This is a genomic window from Pseudomonas sp. MF08831, from assembly GCF_059862645.1.
In genome coordinates this window covers 174,450-192,092 of sequence record NZ_JCBCUX010000002.1, presented here as the reverse complement: position 1 = coordinate 192,092, position 17,643 = coordinate 174,450, and the positions used below count along the sequence as shown (strand labels likewise).

At 61.0% G+C, this 17,643-nt stretch carries 14 protein-coding genes and 2 tRNA genes; 12 read left to right on the top strand and 4 right to left on the bottom strand.

All coding sequences use genetic code 11. The annotated features are described in order from the left end of the window. The first annotated feature begins 11 nt into the window (after nt 1–11). The 12 genes from AC19YS_RS04255 (at nt 12) to AC19YS_RS04200 (ending at nt 14,370) form a co-directional block, all read left to right on the top strand. Complete coding sequence (locus AC19YS_RS04255) at nt 12–872, top strand: NAD(P)H-hydrate dehydratase (protein ID WP_119737928.1); 861 nt, start codon at nt 12–14, stop codon at nt 870–872. Beyond that, nucleotides 860–1,330, top strand: coding sequence for a tRNA (adenosine(37)-N6)-threonylcarbamoyltransferase complex ATPase subunit type 1 TsaE (gene tsaE / locus AC19YS_RS04250; protein WP_106577621.1), 471 nt, complete (start codon nt 860–862; stop codon nt 1,328–1,330). The genes AC19YS_RS04255 and tsaE overlap by 13 nt, the downstream gene beginning before the upstream one ends. A gap of 17 nt (nt 1,331–1,347) precedes the next feature. Next, a complete protein-coding gene (locus AC19YS_RS04245; protein ID WP_106577622.1) occupies nt 1,348–2,769 on the top strand; it encodes an N-acetylmuramoyl-L-alanine amidase in 1,422 nt (473 codons plus the stop codon). Beyond that, the gene (gene mutL / locus AC19YS_RS04240; RefSeq protein ID WP_500601010.1) at nt 2,769–4,682 is read left to right on the top strand and encodes a DNA mismatch repair endonuclease MutL; all 1,914 of its coding nucleotides are present in this window, start codon (nt 2,769–2,771) and stop codon (nt 4,680–4,682) included. The genes AC19YS_RS04245 and mutL overlap by 1 nt, the downstream gene beginning before the upstream one ends. Then, entirely contained in the window at nt 4,682–5,653 is a 972-nt protein-coding gene (miaA, locus tag AC19YS_RS04235; RefSeq protein WP_448653209.1) for a tRNA (adenosine(37)-N6)-dimethylallyltransferase MiaA, read from the top strand. The genes mutL and miaA overlap by 1 nt, the downstream gene beginning before the upstream one ends. A gap of 93 nt (nt 5,654–5,746) precedes the next feature. Then, nucleotides 5,747–6,007 (top strand): RNA chaperone Hfq, encoded by a 261-nt coding sequence (gene hfq / locus AC19YS_RS04230; RefSeq protein ID WP_083355553.1) that lies wholly within the window; start codon nt 5,747–5,749, stop codon nt 6,005–6,007. 12 nt (nt 6,008–6,019) lie between these two features. Next, the gene (gene hflX, locus AC19YS_RS04225) at nt 6,020–7,321 is read left to right on the top strand and encodes a ribosome rescue GTPase HflX (RefSeq protein WP_106577625.1); all 1,302 of its coding nucleotides are present in this window, start codon (nt 6,020–6,022) and stop codon (nt 7,319–7,321) included. A 96-nt stretch (nt 7,322–7,417) separates the two neighbouring features. Next, nucleotides 7,418–8,593 carry an FtsH protease activity modulator HflK gene (hflK, locus tag AC19YS_RS04220; protein WP_106577626.1) on the top strand — a complete coding sequence of 392 codons (1,176 nt, stop codon included), beginning with the start codon at nt 7,418–7,420 and terminating at the stop codon, nt 8,591–8,593. After that, nucleotides 8,593–9,459 (top strand): protease modulator HflC, encoded by an 867-nt coding sequence (gene hflC, locus AC19YS_RS04215; RefSeq protein WP_017138460.1) that lies wholly within the window; start codon nt 8,593–8,595, stop codon nt 9,457–9,459. Before hflK ends, hflC begins: the two co-directional genes overlap by 1 nt. A gap of 305 nt (nt 9,460–9,764) precedes the next feature. Next, nucleotides 9,765–10,952, top strand: coding sequence for an ATP phosphoribosyltransferase regulatory subunit (locus tag AC19YS_RS04210; RefSeq protein WP_106577627.1), 1,188 nt, complete (start codon nt 9,765–9,767; stop codon nt 10,950–10,952). Between the two features lie 54 nt (nt 10,953–11,006). Further along, the gene (locus tag AC19YS_RS04205) at nt 11,007–12,296 is read left to right on the top strand and encodes an adenylosuccinate synthase (RefSeq protein WP_106577628.1); all 1,290 of its coding nucleotides are present in this window, start codon (nt 11,007–11,009) and stop codon (nt 12,294–12,296) included. Nucleotides 12,297–12,435: 139 nt separating this feature from the next. Beyond that, complete coding sequence (locus tag AC19YS_RS04200) at nt 12,436–14,370, top strand: methyl-accepting chemotaxis protein (protein ID WP_200624033.1); 1,935 nt, start codon at nt 12,436–12,438, stop codon at nt 14,368–14,370. Nucleotides 14,371–14,459: 89 nt separating this feature from the next. Here AC19YS_RS04200 and AC19YS_RS04195 read toward each other — a convergent pair whose 3' ends face one another. The 4 genes from AC19YS_RS04195 to AC19YS_RS04180 form a co-directional block, all read right to left on the bottom strand. Beyond that, entirely contained in the window at nt 14,460–16,025 is a 1,566-nt protein-coding gene (locus AC19YS_RS04195; protein WP_200624034.1) for an ABC transporter permease, read from the bottom strand. Further along, the gene (locus AC19YS_RS04190; RefSeq protein ID WP_119737913.1) at nt 16,025–17,050 is read right to left on the bottom strand and encodes an iron ABC transporter substrate-binding protein; all 1,026 of its coding nucleotides are present in this window, start codon (nt 17,048–17,050) and stop codon (nt 16,025–16,027) included. Before AC19YS_RS04190 ends, AC19YS_RS04195 begins: the two co-directional genes overlap by 1 nt. 146 nt (nt 17,051–17,196) lie before the next feature. Then, nucleotides 17,197–17,283 (bottom strand) — tRNA-Leu (locus tag AC19YS_RS04185). Nucleotides 17,284–17,458: 175 nt separating this feature from the next. Continuing rightward, a tRNA-Leu gene (locus AC19YS_RS04180) sits at nt 17,459–17,545 on the bottom strand. Between the last annotated feature and the right edge of the window lie 98 nt (nt 17,546–17,643).

The following is a 17,643-nucleotide window of genomic DNA, read 5'->3' as shown; positions in this document are numbered from 1 at the left end:
CTTGAAGACGCATGCCGCAGACAAAACACGCAATAACCGACGTACAGCCTCTATTGCACGGCCATTTGCCGCAACTGGCTGCACGCTCCCCGGACGCCCATAAAGGCCAGTTCGGTCACCTGCTGGTTATCGGCGGCGACCACGGCTTTGGCGGCGCCGCGCTGCTGAGCGCCGAAAGCGCCTTGCGCAGTGGCGCGGGCATGGTCTCGCTGGCCACGCGCCCTGAACACATTCCCGCCGCCCTGGCGCGCCTGCCGGAAGTCATGACCGTTGGCGTGAGTTCGGCCAATCAGTTGATGGGGCTGCTGGAAAAAATCTCGGTGATCGTCATCGGTCCAGGCCTCGGTGAGGCGTCCTGGGGCAAAAGTTTGTTATCCGTCGCCGCCAACGCCAAACAGGCGCAAGTCTGGGATGCGGATGCCTTGAATCAACTGGCTACCGGTAGCGTCAGCCTGCCGGCCAACTCGGTGATCACGCCACATCCTGGCGAAGCAGCGCGCTTGATGGGCATGAAGACAGCCGAGGTTCAGGCCGATCGCCTTAAGGTGGCGCGCGCGTTGAGCCAGAAATTCAATGCAGTGGCTATTCTCAAGGGTGCTGGCAGTTTGATTGCCAGCCCGGACGGGCGTGTTTCGCGCTGTGACCAGGGCCATCCGGCGATGGCCACGGCGGGTCTGGGGGATGTGTTGAGTGGTCTGGTCGGCGCGTTGCTGGCCCAGGGCATGCCGGCTTATGAAGCCAGCTGCCTGGCGGTGTGGTTGCACGCCACGGCGGGGGATCGCCAAGGCACTTTCGGTCGCGGGCTGGCTGCCAGCGACCTGATACCTGCCATTCGTCAATTGCTGGAGGAGCAGTCACCGTGTCTGAAGTAACGCTTTTTCTGGGCGATGAAGACGCCATGGTTGCGTTCGGAAATCGCATCGCCCACGTCACAAACGGCGCGGGGCTGATCTTTCTCGAAGGCGACCTGGGGGCGGGCAAGACTACGCTGTCACGCGGCATTATTCGCGGGTTGGGCCACACGGGCGCGGTAAAAAGCCCGACGTTCACCCTGGTCGAACCCTACGAGATCGGTAAAGTTCGCGCCTTCCATTTTGACCTGTATCGTCTGGTCGACCCGGAAGAACTGGAATACATGGGCATCCGTGATTACTTCGACGAAGACGCGTTGTGCCTGATCGAGTGGCCAGATAAAGGCACAGGCTTTTTGCCAAAGCCGGACCTGACCATTACCATTACGCCGCATGACCACGGACGTCAGCTGAAGTTGTTGCCCCAGAGCGCGCGCGGTGAGTCGTGGTGCGCCGCTCTGGCACTGGAATTCAAATAAAATTGGTGGGGTTAGGTATGCGCTTTCGCGCGATGGTTGCTGTCGTAGGGGTGTTGCTTGCGGCAATGACTTTCAATGCTCTGGCTGCTTCACAGGTGAAAAGTGTTCGCCTGTGGCGAGCGCCGGATAACACGCGACTGGTGTTTGACCTGTCTGGCCCGGTCCAGCACAGCGTCTTTACCCTCACGGCGCCTGATCGCCTGGTGATCGACATCAACGGTGCGACCCTGGCCGCGCCGTTGAAAGTCTCCACCGCCAACACGCCGATTACCTCGATGCGCTCGGCGCAGCGCACGCCGACCGACCTGCGGGTGGTGATCGACCTGAAAAAGGCGGTGACCCCGAAAAGCTTTGTGCTGGCGCCGAACGCCCAATACGGCAACCGCCTGGTGGTCGACCTGTTCGACAATGCCGCCGATGCCGCGCCGCCGCCTGCGCCGACGCCAAGCGTGGCGACTGTGCCGGCCGTGCCGGTCAATCCGTCGCAGCCTCAGGTCAAGCTGCCACCGCCGCCGCCCGCACCTGCGGGCAAGCGCGACATTATTGTGGTGATCGACGCCGGTCACGGCGGTGAAGACCCGGGCGCCTCCGGCTCGCGCGGCCAGCATGAAAAAGACGTGGTGCTGGCCATCGCCCGTGAACTGCAACGTCAGGTCAGTGGCATGAAAGGCTATCGCGCCGAGCTGACCCGTACCGGCGACTACTTCATTCCTTTGCGTGGCCGTACCGAGATCGCTCGCAAGAAGGGCGCCGACCTGTTCGTGTCGATCCACGCCGACGCCGCGCCATCGGCCGCCGCCTTTGGTGCTTCGGTGTTTGCGTTGTCGGATCGCGGCGCCACGTCCGAGACCGCGCGCTGGCTGGCCGACAGCGAAAACCGTTCCGACTTGATCGGCGGGGCTGGCAACGTGTCCCTCGACGACAAAGACAAAATGCTCGCTGGCGTACTGCTCGACCTGTCAATGACCGCCTCGTTGACCTCCAGCTTGAACGTTGGCCAGAAGGTCCTGAGCAACATCGGTCGCGTCACCTCGCTGCACAAACAGCGCGTGGAGCAGGCCGGGTTCATGGTGTTGAAGTCGCCGGATATTCCGTCGATCCTGGTCGAAACCGGGTTTATCTCCAACTCCAACGAGGCCTCGAAGCTGGCCAGTGCGAGCCACCAGCAGGCGTTGGCGCGCTCGATCAGCGCCGGCATTCGCCAGTTCTTCCAACAGAACCCGCCGCCGGGCACCTACATCGCCTGGCTGCGTGACTCCGGGAAAATCGCCCAGGGCCCACGTGATCATCGCGTGCAGCCTGGCGACACCCTGGCGATGCTGGCCGTGCGTTTTCAGGTGTCGGCCGCTACCTTGCGCAGCGCCAACAACCTGAAGACCGATGAGTTGAAAGTCGGCCAGGTGTTGACCATCCCTGGCACCGAATTGGCGGCGCAGTAATGAGCGAATCAGTCTTGAACAGTGGCTCGCGCATCGAGCTGCTCAGCCCACGCCTGGCCAACCAGATTGCCGCGGGCGAGGTGGTTGAGCGCCCGGCGTCGGTGATCAAGGAGCTGCTGGAAAACAGCATCGACTCCGGCGCCAAGCGCATTGATGTGGACGTGGAACAGGGCGGCGTCAAGCTGCTGCGCGTTCGCGACGACGGCAGCGGCATCTCCTCCGATGACCTGCCGCTGGCCCTGGCGCGTCACGCCACCAGCAAGATTCGCGACCTGGAAGACCTTGAGCGGGTCATGAGCCTGGGTTTTCGCGGTGAGGCCCTGGCGTCTATCAGCTCGGTGGCGCGCCTGACCCTGACTTCGCGCACCCGCAGCGCCGAGCAGGCCTGGCAGGTGGAAACCGAAGGCCGCGACATGGCGCCCAGGGTTCAGCCAGCGGCGCACCCGGTGGGCACTTCGGTGGAAGTGCGCGACCTGTTCTTTAATACCCCGGCGCGGCGCAAATTCCTCAAGGCCGAAAAAACCGAATTCGATCATCTGCAAGAAGTCATCAAGCGCCTGGCCTTGGCGCGTTTCGACGTGGCGTTTCACTTGCGCCATAACGGCAAGACCATCCTCAGCCTGCACGAAGCCCATGACGACGCGGCGCGCGCTCGGCGTGTGTCGGCAATCTGCGGCGCGGGTTTCCTGGAGCAGGCGTTGCCGATCGAGATCGAGCGCAATGGCTTGCGGCTGTGGGGCTGGGTGGGTTTGCCAACCTTTTCCCGTAGCCAGGCGGACTTGCAGTATTTCTTTGTGAATGGCCGCGCGGTACGCGACAAATTGGTGGCCCACGCTGTGCGTCAGGCCTACCGCGACGTGCTGTTCAACGGGCGGCATCCTACGTTTGTGCTATTTTTTGAGGTCGATCCTTCGGTGGTCGACGTCAACGTGCACCCGACCAAACACGAAGTGCGCTTCCGTGACGGGCGCATGGTGCATGACTTCCTTTATGGCACTTTGCACCGCGCCCTGGGCGATGTGCGCCCGGATGATCAGCTGTCTGCGCCGATCGTGACGGCGGTGGTGCGGCCGAGCGGCCCGGAAGCCGGTGAGTTTGGCCCTCAAGGCGAAATGAGCCTGGCGGCCAACCTGCTGCAATCGCCGCAGCCGCAGCCGAGCTATACCGCACCGGGTTCCGGCTCCGGTGCGGGCTATCAGTATCAATACACACCGCGTCCGCAGTCGGCAGTGCCGGTGGCAGAGGTCCAGGCGGCCTATCGCGAGTTTTTTGCGCCGCTGCCGGGTGCCGAGCCCAATGCTGTCGCGTTGCCAGAAGGCGGCGGTGATATCCCGCCGCTGGGCTATGCGCTGGCGCAACTCAAAGGCATCTACATCCTCGCGGAAAACGCCCACGGCCTGGTGCTGGTGGACATGCACGCTGCCCACGAGCGGATCATGTACGAGCGCTTGAAGATCGCCATGGCCAGCGAAGGCCTCAGCGGCCAGCCATTGCTGGTGCCGGAGTCCCTGGCCGTCAGCCAGCGTGAAGCCGATTGCGCTGAAGAGCACCACGGCGTGTTCCAGAAACTGGGCTTCGAATTGCAGCGCCTGGGCCCGGAAACCCTGGCGATCCGCCAGATTCCTGCGCTGCTCAAGCAAGCTGAAGCTAACCGTCTGGTCGCCGACGTGCTGGCTGACTTGATGGAGTACGGCACCAGTGACCGCATCCAGGCCCACATCAACGAACTGCTCGGCACCATGGCCTGCCACGGCGCGATCCGCGCCAATCGGCGCCTGGCCTTGCCAGAAATGAACGGCTTGCTGCGCGACATGGAAAACACCGAGCGCAGCGGCCAGTGCAACCACGGCCGACCGACCTGGACCCAAATGGGCCTGGACGATCTGGACAAACTGTTCTTGCGCGGCCGTTGATGAGCGCCTTGCCCCCCGCAATCTTCCTGATGGGCCCCACGGCTGCCGGCAAGACTGACCTGGCCATTGAGCTGACCAAGGTGTTGCCGTGCGAGCTGATCAGTGTCGACTCTGCCCTGGTTTACCGGGACATGGACATCGGTACGGCCAAGCCTTCAAAAGCGCTGCTCGCTGAATATCCGCATAAGCTGATCGACATCATCGACCCGGCCGAGAGCTATTCTGCGGCAGATTTTCGCACCGATGCCTTGGCCGCCATGGCCGAAATCACCGCGCGGGGCAATATTCCGCTGCTGGTGGGCGGCACGATGCTCTACTACAAGGCGTTGCAGGAAGGCCTGGCGGATATGCCGCCGGCTGACGCTCAAGTGCGCGCTGAACTCGAGGAAGAGGCTGTACGCCTTGGCTGGCAAGCCCTGCACGACCAATTGGCGGCGGTTGACCCGGTGTCGGCGGCGCGCATTCATCCCAATGACCCGCAGCGCCTCACTCGCGCCCTGGAAGTCTGGCGCGTCAGCGGCCAGACCATGACTGAACATCGGCTGAAACAAACTGCGCAAAGTGCTGACGCAGGCGCGTCTGGACAGGCAGTATTGCCCTATACTGTGGCGAATCTGGCCATTGCTCCGGCAAATCGTCAGGTGCTGCATGAACGAATTGCACAAAGATTCACAATTATGTTGGAACAGGGGTTTGTGGATGAGGTCGTAGCACTGCGTTCCCGAGGTGACCTGCATGCTGGGTTGCCGTCGATACGTGCTGTTGGCTACCGCCAAGTCTGGGATCATCTGGATGGCAAGCTGACGTCAGCCGAAATGCAGGAACGCGGCATCATTGCCACGCGCCAATTGGCGAAACGCCAGTTCACCTGGTTGCGCAGCTGGAGCGATTTGCACTGGCTGGACAGCCTGGACAGCGACAATCTGTCACGCGCCTTGAAATACTTGGGAACGGTCTCCATATTGAGCTGAGTCCTTGCAATTGCCGTCTATCCTTGGGGGTGTGACGGCCATAAGCTATCTATTTTCCGAATTTTATTATTGATCCTTAAAGGAGTGCGGCACATGTCAAAAGGGCATTCGCTACAAGACCCTTACTTGAATACTTTACGTAAAGAGAAAGTGGGGGTTTCCATCTATCTGGTCAACGGGATCAAGCTGCAAGGCACGATCGAGTCGTTCGACCAATTCGTGATCCTGCTGAAAAACACCGTCAGCCAGATGGTTTACAAGCACGCTATCTCGACAGTCGTTCCCGTTCGTCCTATCCGTCTGCCTAGCGCAACTGATACCGAACAGGGTGACGCTGAGCCAGGTAACGCCTGATAGGAGTCTCCTTTGTTCTTTGAGCGCCACGGTGGTGGTGAGCGAGTAATCCTCGTTCACTTGGATGGACAGGACCCTGAGGCGCGCGAAGATCCGCAGGAGTTTCAGGAGTTGGCAAATTCGGCCGGCGCCGAGACCGTTGCGTTTTTTAACGTACCGCGTCATCGGCCAACCGCCAAATTCCTGATCGGCAGCGGCAAGGTCGAGGAACTGCGCGACCTGGTCCATGCTGAAGAAGCCGATCTGGTGATCTTCAATCACACCCTCACGCCCAGTCAGGAACGCAACCTCGAACGTGTTTTCGAGTGTCGCGTGATCGACCGCACCGGTCTGATTCTCGATATTTTCGCCCAACGCGCCCGTACCCATGAAGGCAAGCTCCAGGTCGAACTGGCCCAGCTTGACCACATGAGCACCCGGCTGGTTCGCGGCTGGACTCACCTTGAGCGTCAGGGTGGCGGTATCGGCATGCGCGGTCCGGGTGAAACCCAGCTGGAAACCGACCGCCGTCTGCTGCGGGTTCGCCTGCGTCAGATCAAGGGCCGTCTGGAAAAAGTGCGCAGCCAGCGTGAGCAATCGCGTCGCGGCCGCATGCGGGCGGACATCCCTACCGTTTCCCTGGTGGGCTACACCAACGCCGGCAAATCCACCCTGTTCAATAACGTGACGAAATCGGACGTGTACGCGGCCGACCAACTGTTCGCCACCCTCGACCCGACCTTGCGCCGTCTGGAACTGGACGACCTGGGGCCGATTGTCCTGGCCGACACCGTGGGGTTCATTCGTCACTTGCCTCACAAGCTGGTCGAGGCGTTTCGGTCTACGCTCGAAGAGTCGAGCAATTCCGACCTGCTGTTGCACGTGATCGATGCGGCCGAACCGGATCGCATGTTGCAAATCGAGCAGGTGATGGTGGTGCTGGGCGAGATTGGTGCACAGGACTTGCCGATCCTCGAGGTCTATAACAAACTCGATTTGCTTGAAGGCGTTGAGCCGCAAATTCAGCGTGATGAAGACGGCAAGCCCCAGCGGGTCTGGCTGTCGGCGCGCGATGGCAGTGGTTTGGAGTTGCTTGAACAAGCCATTGCCGAGTTGCTGGGCAGCGATTTGTTTGTCGGCACCTTGCGCTTGCCTCAGCGTTTTGCTCGACTGCGTGCACAGTTTTTCGAGCTAGGCGCCGTACAGAAAGAAGAATACGACGAAGAAGGTGTCAGCTTGCTGGCCGTTCGATTGCCGCGCTCGGAGCTGAATCGGCTGGTCAGCCGTGAAGGTGTGGTGCCGACGGAGTTCATCGAACAACACACTTTGCAATAAAAGCCTCCGAAAGCGGTTGTGCCGCAGTAGCAGGCATTCTGTAGCATTGGTCGGCGCGCCGTGGGTGCGTCTTTGCTTTATCAGATGGAGAGCGCTATGGCTTGGAATGAGCCGGGTGGCAACTCGAATAATCAGGATCCTTGGGGTGGTAAGCGCCGCAATAATGGCGACCGCAAGGGGCCACCGGATCTCGACGAGGCCTTCCGAAAGCTGCAGGAAAGCCTGAATGGGTTGTTCGGTGGTGGGAAAAAACGTGGTGGTGACGACGGCGGTCGCACAAGCAAGGGCGGTGGCTATGGCCTGCTGGGCCTGGGTCTTGTCGTGCTCGCAGCCGTGTGGCTGTACAGCGCGGTTTACGTCGTGGACGAGCAGGAGCAGGCCGTGGTGCTGCGCTTCGGCAAGTACTACGAGACTGTCGGCCCGGGCCTGAATATCTACTTCCCCCCGATCGACAAGAAGTACATGGAAAACGTCACGCGTGAGCGTGCCTATACCAAGCAGGGCCAGATGCTGACCGAAGACGAGAACATCGTCGAAGTGCCGCTGACCGTGCAGTACAAGATCAGCAACCTGCAGGACTTCGTGCTGAACGTTGATCAGCCGGAAATCAGCCTGCAACACGCAACCGAAAGTGCACTGCGTCACGTGGTCGGTTCTACCGCCATGGACCAGGTGCTGACTGAAGGTCGTGAATTGATGGCCAGCGAGATCAAGGAGCGCCTGCAGCGGTTCCTCGACACTTATCGCACCGGTATCACCGTCACCCAGGTGAACGTACAGAGCGCTGCTGCACCGCGCGAAGTGCAGGAAGCCTTTGACGACGTGATCCGCGCCCGTGAAGACGAGCAGCGTTCGCGCAACCAGGCTGAGACCTATGCCAACGGCGTCGTGCCGGAAGCGCGCGGTCAGGCCCAGCGTATCCTCGAGGATGCCAATGGTTACCGCGACGAAGTGGTTTCCCGCGCCAAGGGTGAGGCGGATCGCTTCACCAAGCTGGTCGCCGAGTACCGCAAGGCTCCGGAAGTCACGCGTGAGCGTCTGTACCTGGACACCATGCAGGAAGTCTTCAGCAACACCAGCAAGGTTCTCGTGACCGGTAGCAAAGGTGGGCAGAACAACCTGCTGTACCTGCCGCTGGACAAGATGATCGAAGGTGGTCGTAGCAGCACCAGCGCACCGGCTACCGGTTCGACCGCTGCTGCCAACGAAGCGAGCGCCCGTGCGGCCGCTGACTTGCTGCAACAGCAAACACGTACCAGGGAGAGTCGTTGATGAGCAATAAATCGCTGACCGCCCTGATTGTGGGCGTCGTCGTGGTCATCGCTGCCTGGAACTGCTTCTACATCGTGTCTCAGACCGAGCGCGCGGTGTTGCTGCAATTCGGTCGTGTGGTCCAGGCGGATGTCCAGCCGGGCCTGCATGTGAAAGTCCCCTACGTGAACCAGGTGCGCAAGTTTGACGGCCGCCTGATGACCCTGGATGCACCGACACAGCGCTTCCTGACCCTGGAAAAGAAAGCCGTGATGGTTGACGCCTACGCCAAGTGGCGCGTCAAGGATGCCGAGCGCTTCTACACCGCGACATCCGGCCTCAAGCAGATTGCCGACGAGCGTTTGTCGCGCCGTCTGGAATCGGGCCTGCGTGACCAGTTCGGTAAACGCACCCTGCACGAGGTGGTATCCGGTGAGCGTGATGCGCTGATGGCTGACATCACGCGTTCGCTGAACACCATGGCTGAGAAAGAACTGGGCATCGAGGTTGTTGATGTCCGGGTCAAGGCGATCGACCTGCCCAAGGAAGTGAACCGCAGCGTGTTCGAGCGTATGAGCACCGAACGTGAGCGTGAAGCCCGTGAGCACCGCGCCAAAGGTAACGAGTTGGCAGAAGGTATCCGTGCGGATGCCGACCGTCAGCGCCGTGTATTGCTGGCAGAAGCCTATCGCGAGTCTGAAGAGGCCCGTGGTGATGGCGATGCTCAAGCTGCGGCGATCTACGCCAAGGCTTACGGTCAGGATCAGGAGTTCTACGCGTTCTACCGTAGCCTGCGCGCCTACCGTGAAAGCTTCGCGAACAAAACCGACGTCATGGTGCTGGACCCAAGCAGCGACTTCTTCCGCTACCTGGAAAAGTCCAAGTAACCAGCCGGTGATTCTGTAGGGCACACTCCGTCGGGCGGCTAAAATGCCTGGCGGGGTGATCCTTTCAGAAAACGGGTGTATGATGCGGCAGCCGGGAAATTCCCGGCTTTTTTGCGTCTGCATGTTTGATTGTTGTGCTGCGTTGCAGGCGCCACAGGTTTTTCGAGGAAAGTGCCCGACGAGGCCGCTAGCAGGCCATTTCGTCACGTCGTTCTTGCGCGTTGTTTATGCAGGGACCGGGCATTTTCTGCTTCACTCAGGGCTCGGCCGAGGGCTGGCCGCCCGGATCATAGGGGAATGGCGTAATGGCAACGGTAGACCGCTGGCTGCTGCCAGATGGCATCGAAGAAGTACTGCCACCAGAAGCTGCGCGCATTGAAGTAGCGCGTCGCCAGGTGTTGGATCTGTTCCAGAGCTGGGGTTACGAGTTTGTCGTGACCCCCCATATCGAGTACCTGGAATCCCTGCTGACCGGCGCGGGCCAGGACCTGGATCTGCGCACCTTCAAGGTCATCGACCCGCAATCGGGTCGGCAAATGGGCTTTCGCGCCGACATCACGCCGCAAGTGGCGCGGATCGATGCGCACACCCTGCGCCGCGAAGGTCCCAGCCGTCTTTGCTATGCCGGCAGCGTGCTGCATGCGCAGCCGCGTGCCTTGTCGTCTTCGCGTAGCCCGATTCAATTGGGCGCCGAGTTGTACGGTGATGCCAGCCCGAGCAGCGACGTTGAAGTGATCAGCTTGATGTTGGCCATGCTGCAACTGGCTGACGTGCCGGATGTGCACATGGACCTGGGCCACGTCGGTATCTACCGTGGCTTGGCCCGCGCGGCCGGCTTGTCTGGTGAAGTTGAGCAGCAGTTGTTCGATGCTCTGCAACGCAAGGCAATCGATGAAGTGATCGCCCTTACCGAGGGTGTACCTGCAGACCTCGCCGGCATGCTGCGCGCGTTGGTTGATCTGTGCGGTGGTCGTGAAGTGCTGGCGGCTGCACGCGAGCGCCTGGCCAATGCGCCGGCGCCCGTGTTGGCGGCGCTCGATGACGTGCTGGCGATTGCCGAGCGTTTGTCGGCGCGCTTCCCGCAACTGCCTCTGTATTTTGACCTGGGCGAATTGCGCGGCTACCACTACCACACCGGTGTGGTGTTTGCCGTGTTTGTACCGGGTGTTGGCCAGGCTATCGCCCAAGGCGGTCGCTATGACGACATCGGCGCCGACTTCGGTCGCGCCCGTCCGGCGACCGGCTTTTCCACTGATTTGAAAACCCTGGTGACCCTGGGGCGTGCTGAGGTCGAGCTGCCGTCTGGTGGCGTCTGGATGCCCGACAGCACGGACGCAGCACTCTGGCAGCAGGTTTGCCAGTTGCGCAGTGAGGGTCAGCGTGTCGTCCAGGCTTTGCCTGGGCAGCCATTGGCCGCCGCCCGTGAAGCGGACTGCGACCGGCAATTGATTCTGCAGAACGGGCTTTGGCAAGTATCGCCACTGGCTTCTTGAGTTTTCCTGCCGGCCATCGCCGGCACCAAGTTTGCGCGAATGAGGACAAGTGTTATGGGTAAGAATGTCGTAGTCCTGGGCACCCAATGGGGTGATGAGGGCAAAGGCAAGATCGTTGATCTGCTGACCGAACATGCTGCCGCCGTAGTGCGCTACCAAGGTGGCCACAACGCTGGCCACACCCTGGTCATCGATGGCGAAAAAACCGTCTTGCACCTGATCCCGTCGGGCGTATTGCGCGAAGGCGTGCAGTGCCTGATCGGCAACGGCGTGGTGGTTGCACCTGACGCCCTGCTGCGCGAGATCACCAAGCTGGAAGAGAAGGGTGTACCGGTGCGCGAGCGCCTGCGTATCAGCCCGTCCTGCCCGCTGATCCTGTCCTTCCACGTTGCGCTGGACCAGGCCCGTGAAAAGGCCCGTGGCGAGCTGAAGATCGGTACTACCGGTCGCGGCATCGGCCCAGCCTACGAAGACAAGGTTGCACGTCGTGGCCTGCGTGTGGGCGACCTGCTCAACATGCCGCGCTTTGAAGACAAGCTGCGTGAACTGGTGGATTACCACAACTTCATGCTCGTTGGTTACTACAAAGAGCCGGCTATTGAATTCGAAAAGACCCTGGCCGAGTGCAAAGAGTACGCCGAGCTGCTGAAGCCGCTGATGCTCGACGTGACGGCTGAGCTGCACGACCTGCGCCGCGCCGGCAAAGACATCATGTTCGAAGGCGCCCAGGGTTCGTTGCTCGACATCGACCACGGCACCTACCCGTACGTGACCAGCTCCAACACCACCGCTGGCGGCGTTGCTACCGGTTCGGGTGTCGGCCCGATGTTCCTGGACTACATCCTGGGTATCACCAAGGCTTACACCACGCGCGTAGGTTCGGGCCCGTTCCCGACTGAGCTGTTCGACGAAGTCGGTGCGCACCTGGCCAAGCAAGGTCATGAGTTTGGCGCCACCACCGGCCGTGCTCGTCGTTGCGGCTGGTTCGACGCGGTTATCCTGCGTCGCGCTATCGATGTGAACAGCATTTCGGGCATCTGCCTGACCAAGCTGGACGTGCTCGACGGTCTGGAAACCATCAACATCTGCATCGGCTACAAAGATGCAGACGGTAAGGACGTTGCGCCGACCGACGCTGACAGCTACGTGGGCCTGCAGCCTGTGTACGAAGAAGTGCCGGGTTGGACCGAGTCCACCGTGGGTGCCAAAACCCTCGAAGAGCTGCCAGCCAACGCTCGTGCTTACATCAAGCGCGTTGAAGAGCTGATCGGCGCGCCAATCGACATTATTTCGACGGGCCCGGACCGCAACGAGACCATCGTTCTGCGTCACCCGTTCGCTTAATAAGCTGTTGATGTAAAAAGCAAAGGGCTCCTTCGGGAGCCCTTTGTCGTATCTGTCTGGTAAACGGCACGACCCTTGCTATGGTTCTTTCTTTCGCGGTGCTATCAAATTAATGGCACCCGTGGTGGAGGGATTCCCAGTGTCTGCCGTTCTCTCATTGTTACAAAGCCGGCTGTTGCGGCCGGTGTTCGTTACCCTTGGTATCGCTCTTTTGGTGCAAGTGCTGGTCGCCGTCGCTCTGACGCGGAGCACGGTCACTGCATTGGAAGCTGATCTGGGCAACCGCCTGGGTATCGACAGCCAGAAACTCTCCGGCGAGCTGGCGCAAGCCGGCAAGGAAGTCACCTCCAGTCTGGACAGTCTGTCTTCGAGCACGCGCCAGCGTCTGACGGCGGGGCTATCCACGCGCTTGCAGGATGAGCAGAAGCAACTGCGTGCGACCCTGGAAAAAGACCTGCAAGACTCTGCCAACGACATGGCGCAACTGCTGGCCTCAGTGGCGCCGCGCGCCATGTGGGACAGCGACGTGCCGACGCTGTCGGAGTTTGCCCGTCGTGCTCAGCGCAATCCCAACGTGCTGTTCGTGGTCTACGACGATGCGGCCGGCGAGCATCTGACCCGTTATCTGAACCGTGACAACCCGATCAACCAGGCGTTACTGGCAAAAGGTCAGGGCGACCGTGCGCTGGATAAGGTCCTGGACGCGGCGAAAAACGACCCTTCCGTGTTCTACGTCGAAGCGTCGATCAGCCCCAATGGCGTAGAGATTGGCAAGGTCCGCATGGGGGTATCGACCGCGGCGGTGGAGACCGACCTGGCAGCGCTGGACAAACGTTTTGCCGCACTGATCGCCAGCAGTGATCAACTGGTGGGCGACAGCCTCAAGGGCGCTGCCGCAGACAGCGCAGCTGCCATGGGCGCGCGCCTGCAATCGGCGCAAGCCACCGCCACGCAAATGACCGCCAACACCACCAGCGCCGTGCAGGAGGCTGCAGGCACCTTGCGTTGGCGCATCGGCATGGGGCTGGCGATTGTGGGGTTTGGCGTGTTGCTGCTGATCGCTGTTGTGCTTGGGCGTCGCGTGGTCAATCGTCTGAAGCTGCTGATTGCGGCCATGGATGACCTGGCGGCGGGCGAGGGCGACCTCACCAAACGCGTGCAAATCAGTAGCAAGGACGAGATCGGCGACATGGCTTCGGCGGTCAATCGCTTTGTGGATAAGTTGCAGCCCATCGTGCGCGAGGCCGGCGATGTGGCCCAGCGCACCGGCGTGGAAATCGGCGCGATGACGTTGCGCAATGCCGGCGCCGATGCGGCGGCCGGTTTGCAGCGCGATGAAGTGGCGGAGAGCTTGCGGGCACTGTCGCAAATGGCCGATGAGGCCCAGGCCGAAAGCCATGCGATGCAGGCGGCGTTGCAGCAGGTGGTGGATATTCGCCAGGCCACGGACGAAAACTCGCGTACTTCGGCGGAAGTCGGCAGTTTGATCGAAGCGTTGGCCGGGCAGGTGCAGGCCGGCTCCCAGGTCATTGAGCGGCTGGCCCAGCAAAGCGAGCAGATTGAAGTGGTGCTCACGGTGATTCACGGCATTGCCGAGCAGACCAACCTATTAGCGCTCAACGCCGCCATCGAAGCTGCGCGTGCCGGTGAGACCGGGCGTGGTTTTGCGGTGGTCGCGGATGAGGTGCGGGCGCTGGCGAGTAAAACCCAAAGCTCAACCGGGGATATCCAGGCGCACATCGTGGCATTGCAGCAAGGCGCGCGCGAGGCGGTAGAAACCATCAGCAAGGCCGGGCGTCAGGCCAATGAAGGTTTGCTGGTGCTACGCGACAGCGTGCGCTTGCAGCAGACGGTGCAGGCTTCGGTGGAGCAGGTGCACGCAGCGATTGGGTTGGCGACGCGCGCGGCTGAGCATCAGGCGCAGGGTGCGCACGCGGTGCGTGGGCGGGTCGAGGTGATTCATGCTCAGGCCGAGCGTGCTGCGCAGGCGGTGGTTGAGACTACCGCCAGTGGCAAGGTGCTGGATGGGTTGGCGGCGCAGTTGAAGGCGAGCCTGGGGCAGTTCAGGGCTTGATGTCGCCTGGGAGGGCCCTTTCGCGAGCAAGCCCACTCCCACATTGGAATGCGTTTCAAGTGGGAGCGGGCTTGCTCGCGAAAGCTATTTCAGCGGCTCAGATACATCCGAGTCGTGAGCAGATACACCGGCAACCCCGACACCAGAATCAGCAACGCCGCATAGGGCGCCGCCGCCGCGAACTCCACATTCGAGGTGTGCGCCCACACGGCCGTCGCCAGGGTGTTCAACCCCGTCGGACTGAGCAGCAGCGTGGCGGTCAATTCCTTCATCGCATCCAGAAACACCAGCGCAAATGCCGCGCCCAATGCCGGGAAAATGATCGGCAAGGTCACCCGGCAAAACGCGCTGAACGACGAGGCGCCCAGCGTGCGCGCTGCCTCTTCCAGTTGCGGCGCCGCCTTGTTCAAAGCCGTGCGGATCGGCGCCTGTGCCAGTGGCAAAAACAGCAATGCATAGGCAATCAAAAGCAGCGCGGAAGTCTGGTACAGCACCGGCACGTAATGCAGTGCGAAATACACCAGCGTCAATGCAATCACCAAGCCGGGCAGGGCATGCAGCAGGTAGGGCAGGCGCTCGGCCCAGATCGCCAATTGGCCTTTGTAGCGCACCACCAGCAGCCCCACTGGCACGGCCAGCACCAGGCAAAGCGCGGCGCCGCCCAGCGACAGCGCAAGGGAGGACAGCAATGCTTCGCCAATCTGGGCCACGGGGAAGGCTGCCGATGAGCCCACCGCCAGCCAGTACCCGAGCATTCCCAGTGGAATGCCGCTGCCAATGATCGCCAGCGCCAGGCAATACACCTGGCCCAAGGCCGCCCACTTCCCCAGCTTGAGCTGTTCCGCATGCCGCGCCGCGCCCTGGCCGATGCGCACGTGCCGGCCCTTGCCGCGCACGCGCAACTCCAGCCACAGCAGCGTCAGGCACATCACCAGCAACACTGCCGAGAGCATCGCGGCATTCGCATTGCTGAACTCCAGCTCGAACTGTTGGTAGATCGCGGTGGTAAACGTCTGCAGGCCGATGATCGAAAGCGCGCCGAATTCCACCAGCATATGCAGCGCAATTAACAGTGCCCCGGCCAATAGCGATGGCCACAGCAAGGGCAGGGTGACACGCAAAAACACGCCCCAGCGATTCAGCCCCAGGGTGCGGGCTGATTCTTCCAGAGAGGGATCAAGATTGCGCAGCGTCGCCGCCACCGGCAGAAACACCAGCGGGTATTTGGACAGGGTCATCACCAGGATCGCCCCGCCCAGCCCTTCGAAGTTGGCGCTCAGTGACACCCAGGTAAAGCTGCTGACAAACGCCGGCACTGCAAACGGCAGGCACAGGATCACGCCCCAGATGCGTCGGCCCGGCAGGTTGCTGCGTTCCAGTAGCCAGGCCAGCGACAGGCCGATCACGCCGCAGGCCACCGTCACGCCAATCATCAGCGCCAGGGTGTTGCGCAGCAGCCCGAACACATAGGGGCGCCATAACAGGTGCATCGCTTGTGCCCAGCCCGCCTGCCAGGCCTTTGTGCCGACATACACCAACGGCAACAGGCTCAGGCCAACCAGGAATAGGACGGGAATCAGCAGCCAGATCGACGGGCGCTTGCGTCGCGGGCTGAAACCCCCGCGCAAGGCGGGGGCGGGTAGCGATGGGTTCATCAGTTCAAGCCAACGTCACGTTCCAGGTCCAGGGCTTCTTCGGCGTTGCCAAGGTCCGCAGGGGTGACTTTCGGCGGCTGCAGCTCGCTGAAAGGCTTAAGGCCACGGTTGGATTCCATGCCCTTGCGCAGCGGGTATTCGGCCGAGGTGTTGGTGATCACGCGCTGGCCTTCTTCGCTGGCCATGAAGGCGAGCAACTGTTGGGCTTCTTTGGGGTGTTTGCTGGATTTCAGCGCGGCGGCGGAAGACACAGTGATCAGGCCGCCGGCGTCGCCATCGGTAAAGTAGTGGAGTTGGGAATCCAGGTTGGTTTTTTCTTTCTTCAGGGCGAACCAGTAGTAGTTATTCACCAGCACGGTGGCGACTTCGCCGTTTTCCACAGCCTTGAGGGCGACCATGTTGTTGCTGTAGACCTTGCCGAAGGCGCGCAAACCGGTCAGCCATTCTTCAGCGGCTTCGCGGCCGTGCAGTTTGATGATTGCCACAGCTTGTTCCTGGAACGCGCCGCTGGTGGGTACGAAACCGACTTTGCCTTGCCACTCGGGGCCGGCGAAATCCAGCACCGACTTGGGCAGGTCTTTTTCGGCGATCAGCTTTGGGTTGAACGCCACGACACGGGTGCGTGCGGTGACGCCCATCCAGTCGCCGTTGCTGCCGACATAATCCTTGGGCAATACGTCGAGCGTACTGGCATCGATCTTGGCCAGCAGGCCCTGTTCGCCAAGCTTGTTCAGTGGCGGCGACTCTTCGGTGTAGATCACGTCGGCAGGGGAGCGGTCGCCTTCTTCGACGACCTGGCTGGCCAGCTGGTTGCTGCTGCCCTTGCGCACATTGACGTGAATGCCGGTCTTGGCTTCGAAGGCTTTGGCGAGTTCATCGCCGACCTCCTTGTGTTGGCCGTTGTACAAGGTCAGTGCAACCTTGTCGGCAGAATAGGCAGCGGGCGAGAGCAGGGTCAGGCCGAGCAGAGTGATGGTCAGGCCACGCAGAAGGGATGTCTTGAGACGGGTATCGCGGATCATCATCCGGGGTTTTCCTCACTTGAGTGCAACAAATCCTTACAAGGATAAACGATAAAACTTCTCAAGTGCGGACAAGCGGGGGAAATCGCCAGGCAGGTTTTCAAACCCCGGAAACGAAAAAACCCGCTTTCGCGGGTTTGATCTGAATTTGGTGCCCAGGAGAAGACTCGAACTTCCACGACCTTGCGATCACCAGCACCTGAAGCTGGCGTGTCTACCAATTTCACCACCTGGGCTTATCAACAACGCTTGCGCCGTTGATGGAGCGAACTATACGGAGGGCTTTTTGATCTGTAAACCCCTGATTCAAAAATATAAATCGAGATTCTCGTTAAAAATCAAAGGCCTGAAACGCAAAAACCCGCTTTCGCGGGTTTTTGGAGACTCGAGGCAGAACCTTGAGTTTGAAATTGGTGCCCAGGAGAAGACTCGAACTTCCACGACCTTGCGATCACCAGCACCTGAAGCTGGCGTGTCTACCAATTTCACCACCTGGGCAGCATCAACAACGTTGCCGTCGTCGATGGCGCGCACTATACGGAGGCGATTTTGAGCTGTAAAGCCCTGCTATGAAAAAATCCTGGAAAATTTCGCCA

Bases quoted from the DNA above. Each gene is read 5' to 3' on its own strand.
- hfq (WP_083355553.1), top strand. From the start codon at position 5,747: ATGTCAAAAGGGCATTCGCTACAAGACCCTTACTTGAATACTTTACGT.
- AC19YS_RS04210 (WP_106577627.1), top strand. From the start codon at position 9,765: ATGGCAACGGTAGACCGCTGGCTGCTGCCAGATGGCATCGAAGAAGTA.
- hflC (WP_017138460.1), top strand. From the start codon at position 8,593: ATGAGCAATAAATCGCTGACCGCCCTGATTGTGGGCGTCGTCGTGGTC.
- AC19YS_RS04190 (WP_119737913.1), bottom strand. From the start codon at position 17,050: ATGATGATCCGCGATACCCGTCTCAAGACATCCCTTCTGCGTGGCCTG.
- hflK (WP_106577626.1), top strand. From the start codon at position 7,418: ATGGCTTGGAATGAGCCGGGTGGCAACTCGAATAATCAGGATCCTTGG.
- AC19YS_RS04205 (WP_106577628.1), top strand. From the start codon at position 11,007: ATGGGTAAGAATGTCGTAGTCCTGGGCACCCAATGGGGTGATGAGGGC.
- miaA (WP_448653209.1), top strand. From the start codon at position 4,682: ATGAGCGCCTTGCCCCCCGCAATCTTCCTGATGGGCCCCACGGCTGCC.
- mutL (WP_500601010.1), top strand. From the start codon at position 2,769: ATGAGCGAATCAGTCTTGAACAGTGGCTCGCGCATCGAGCTGCTCAGC.
- AC19YS_RS04245 (WP_106577622.1), top strand. From the start codon at position 1,348: ATGCGCTTTCGCGCGATGGTTGCTGTCGTAGGGGTGTTGCTTGCGGCA.
- AC19YS_RS04255 (WP_119737928.1), top strand. From the start codon at position 12: ATGCCGCAGACAAAACACGCAATAACCGACGTACAGCCTCTATTGCAC.
- AC19YS_RS04195 (WP_200624034.1), bottom strand. From the start codon at position 16,025: ATGAACCCATCGCTACCCGCCCCCGCCTTGCGCGGGGGTTTCAGCCCG.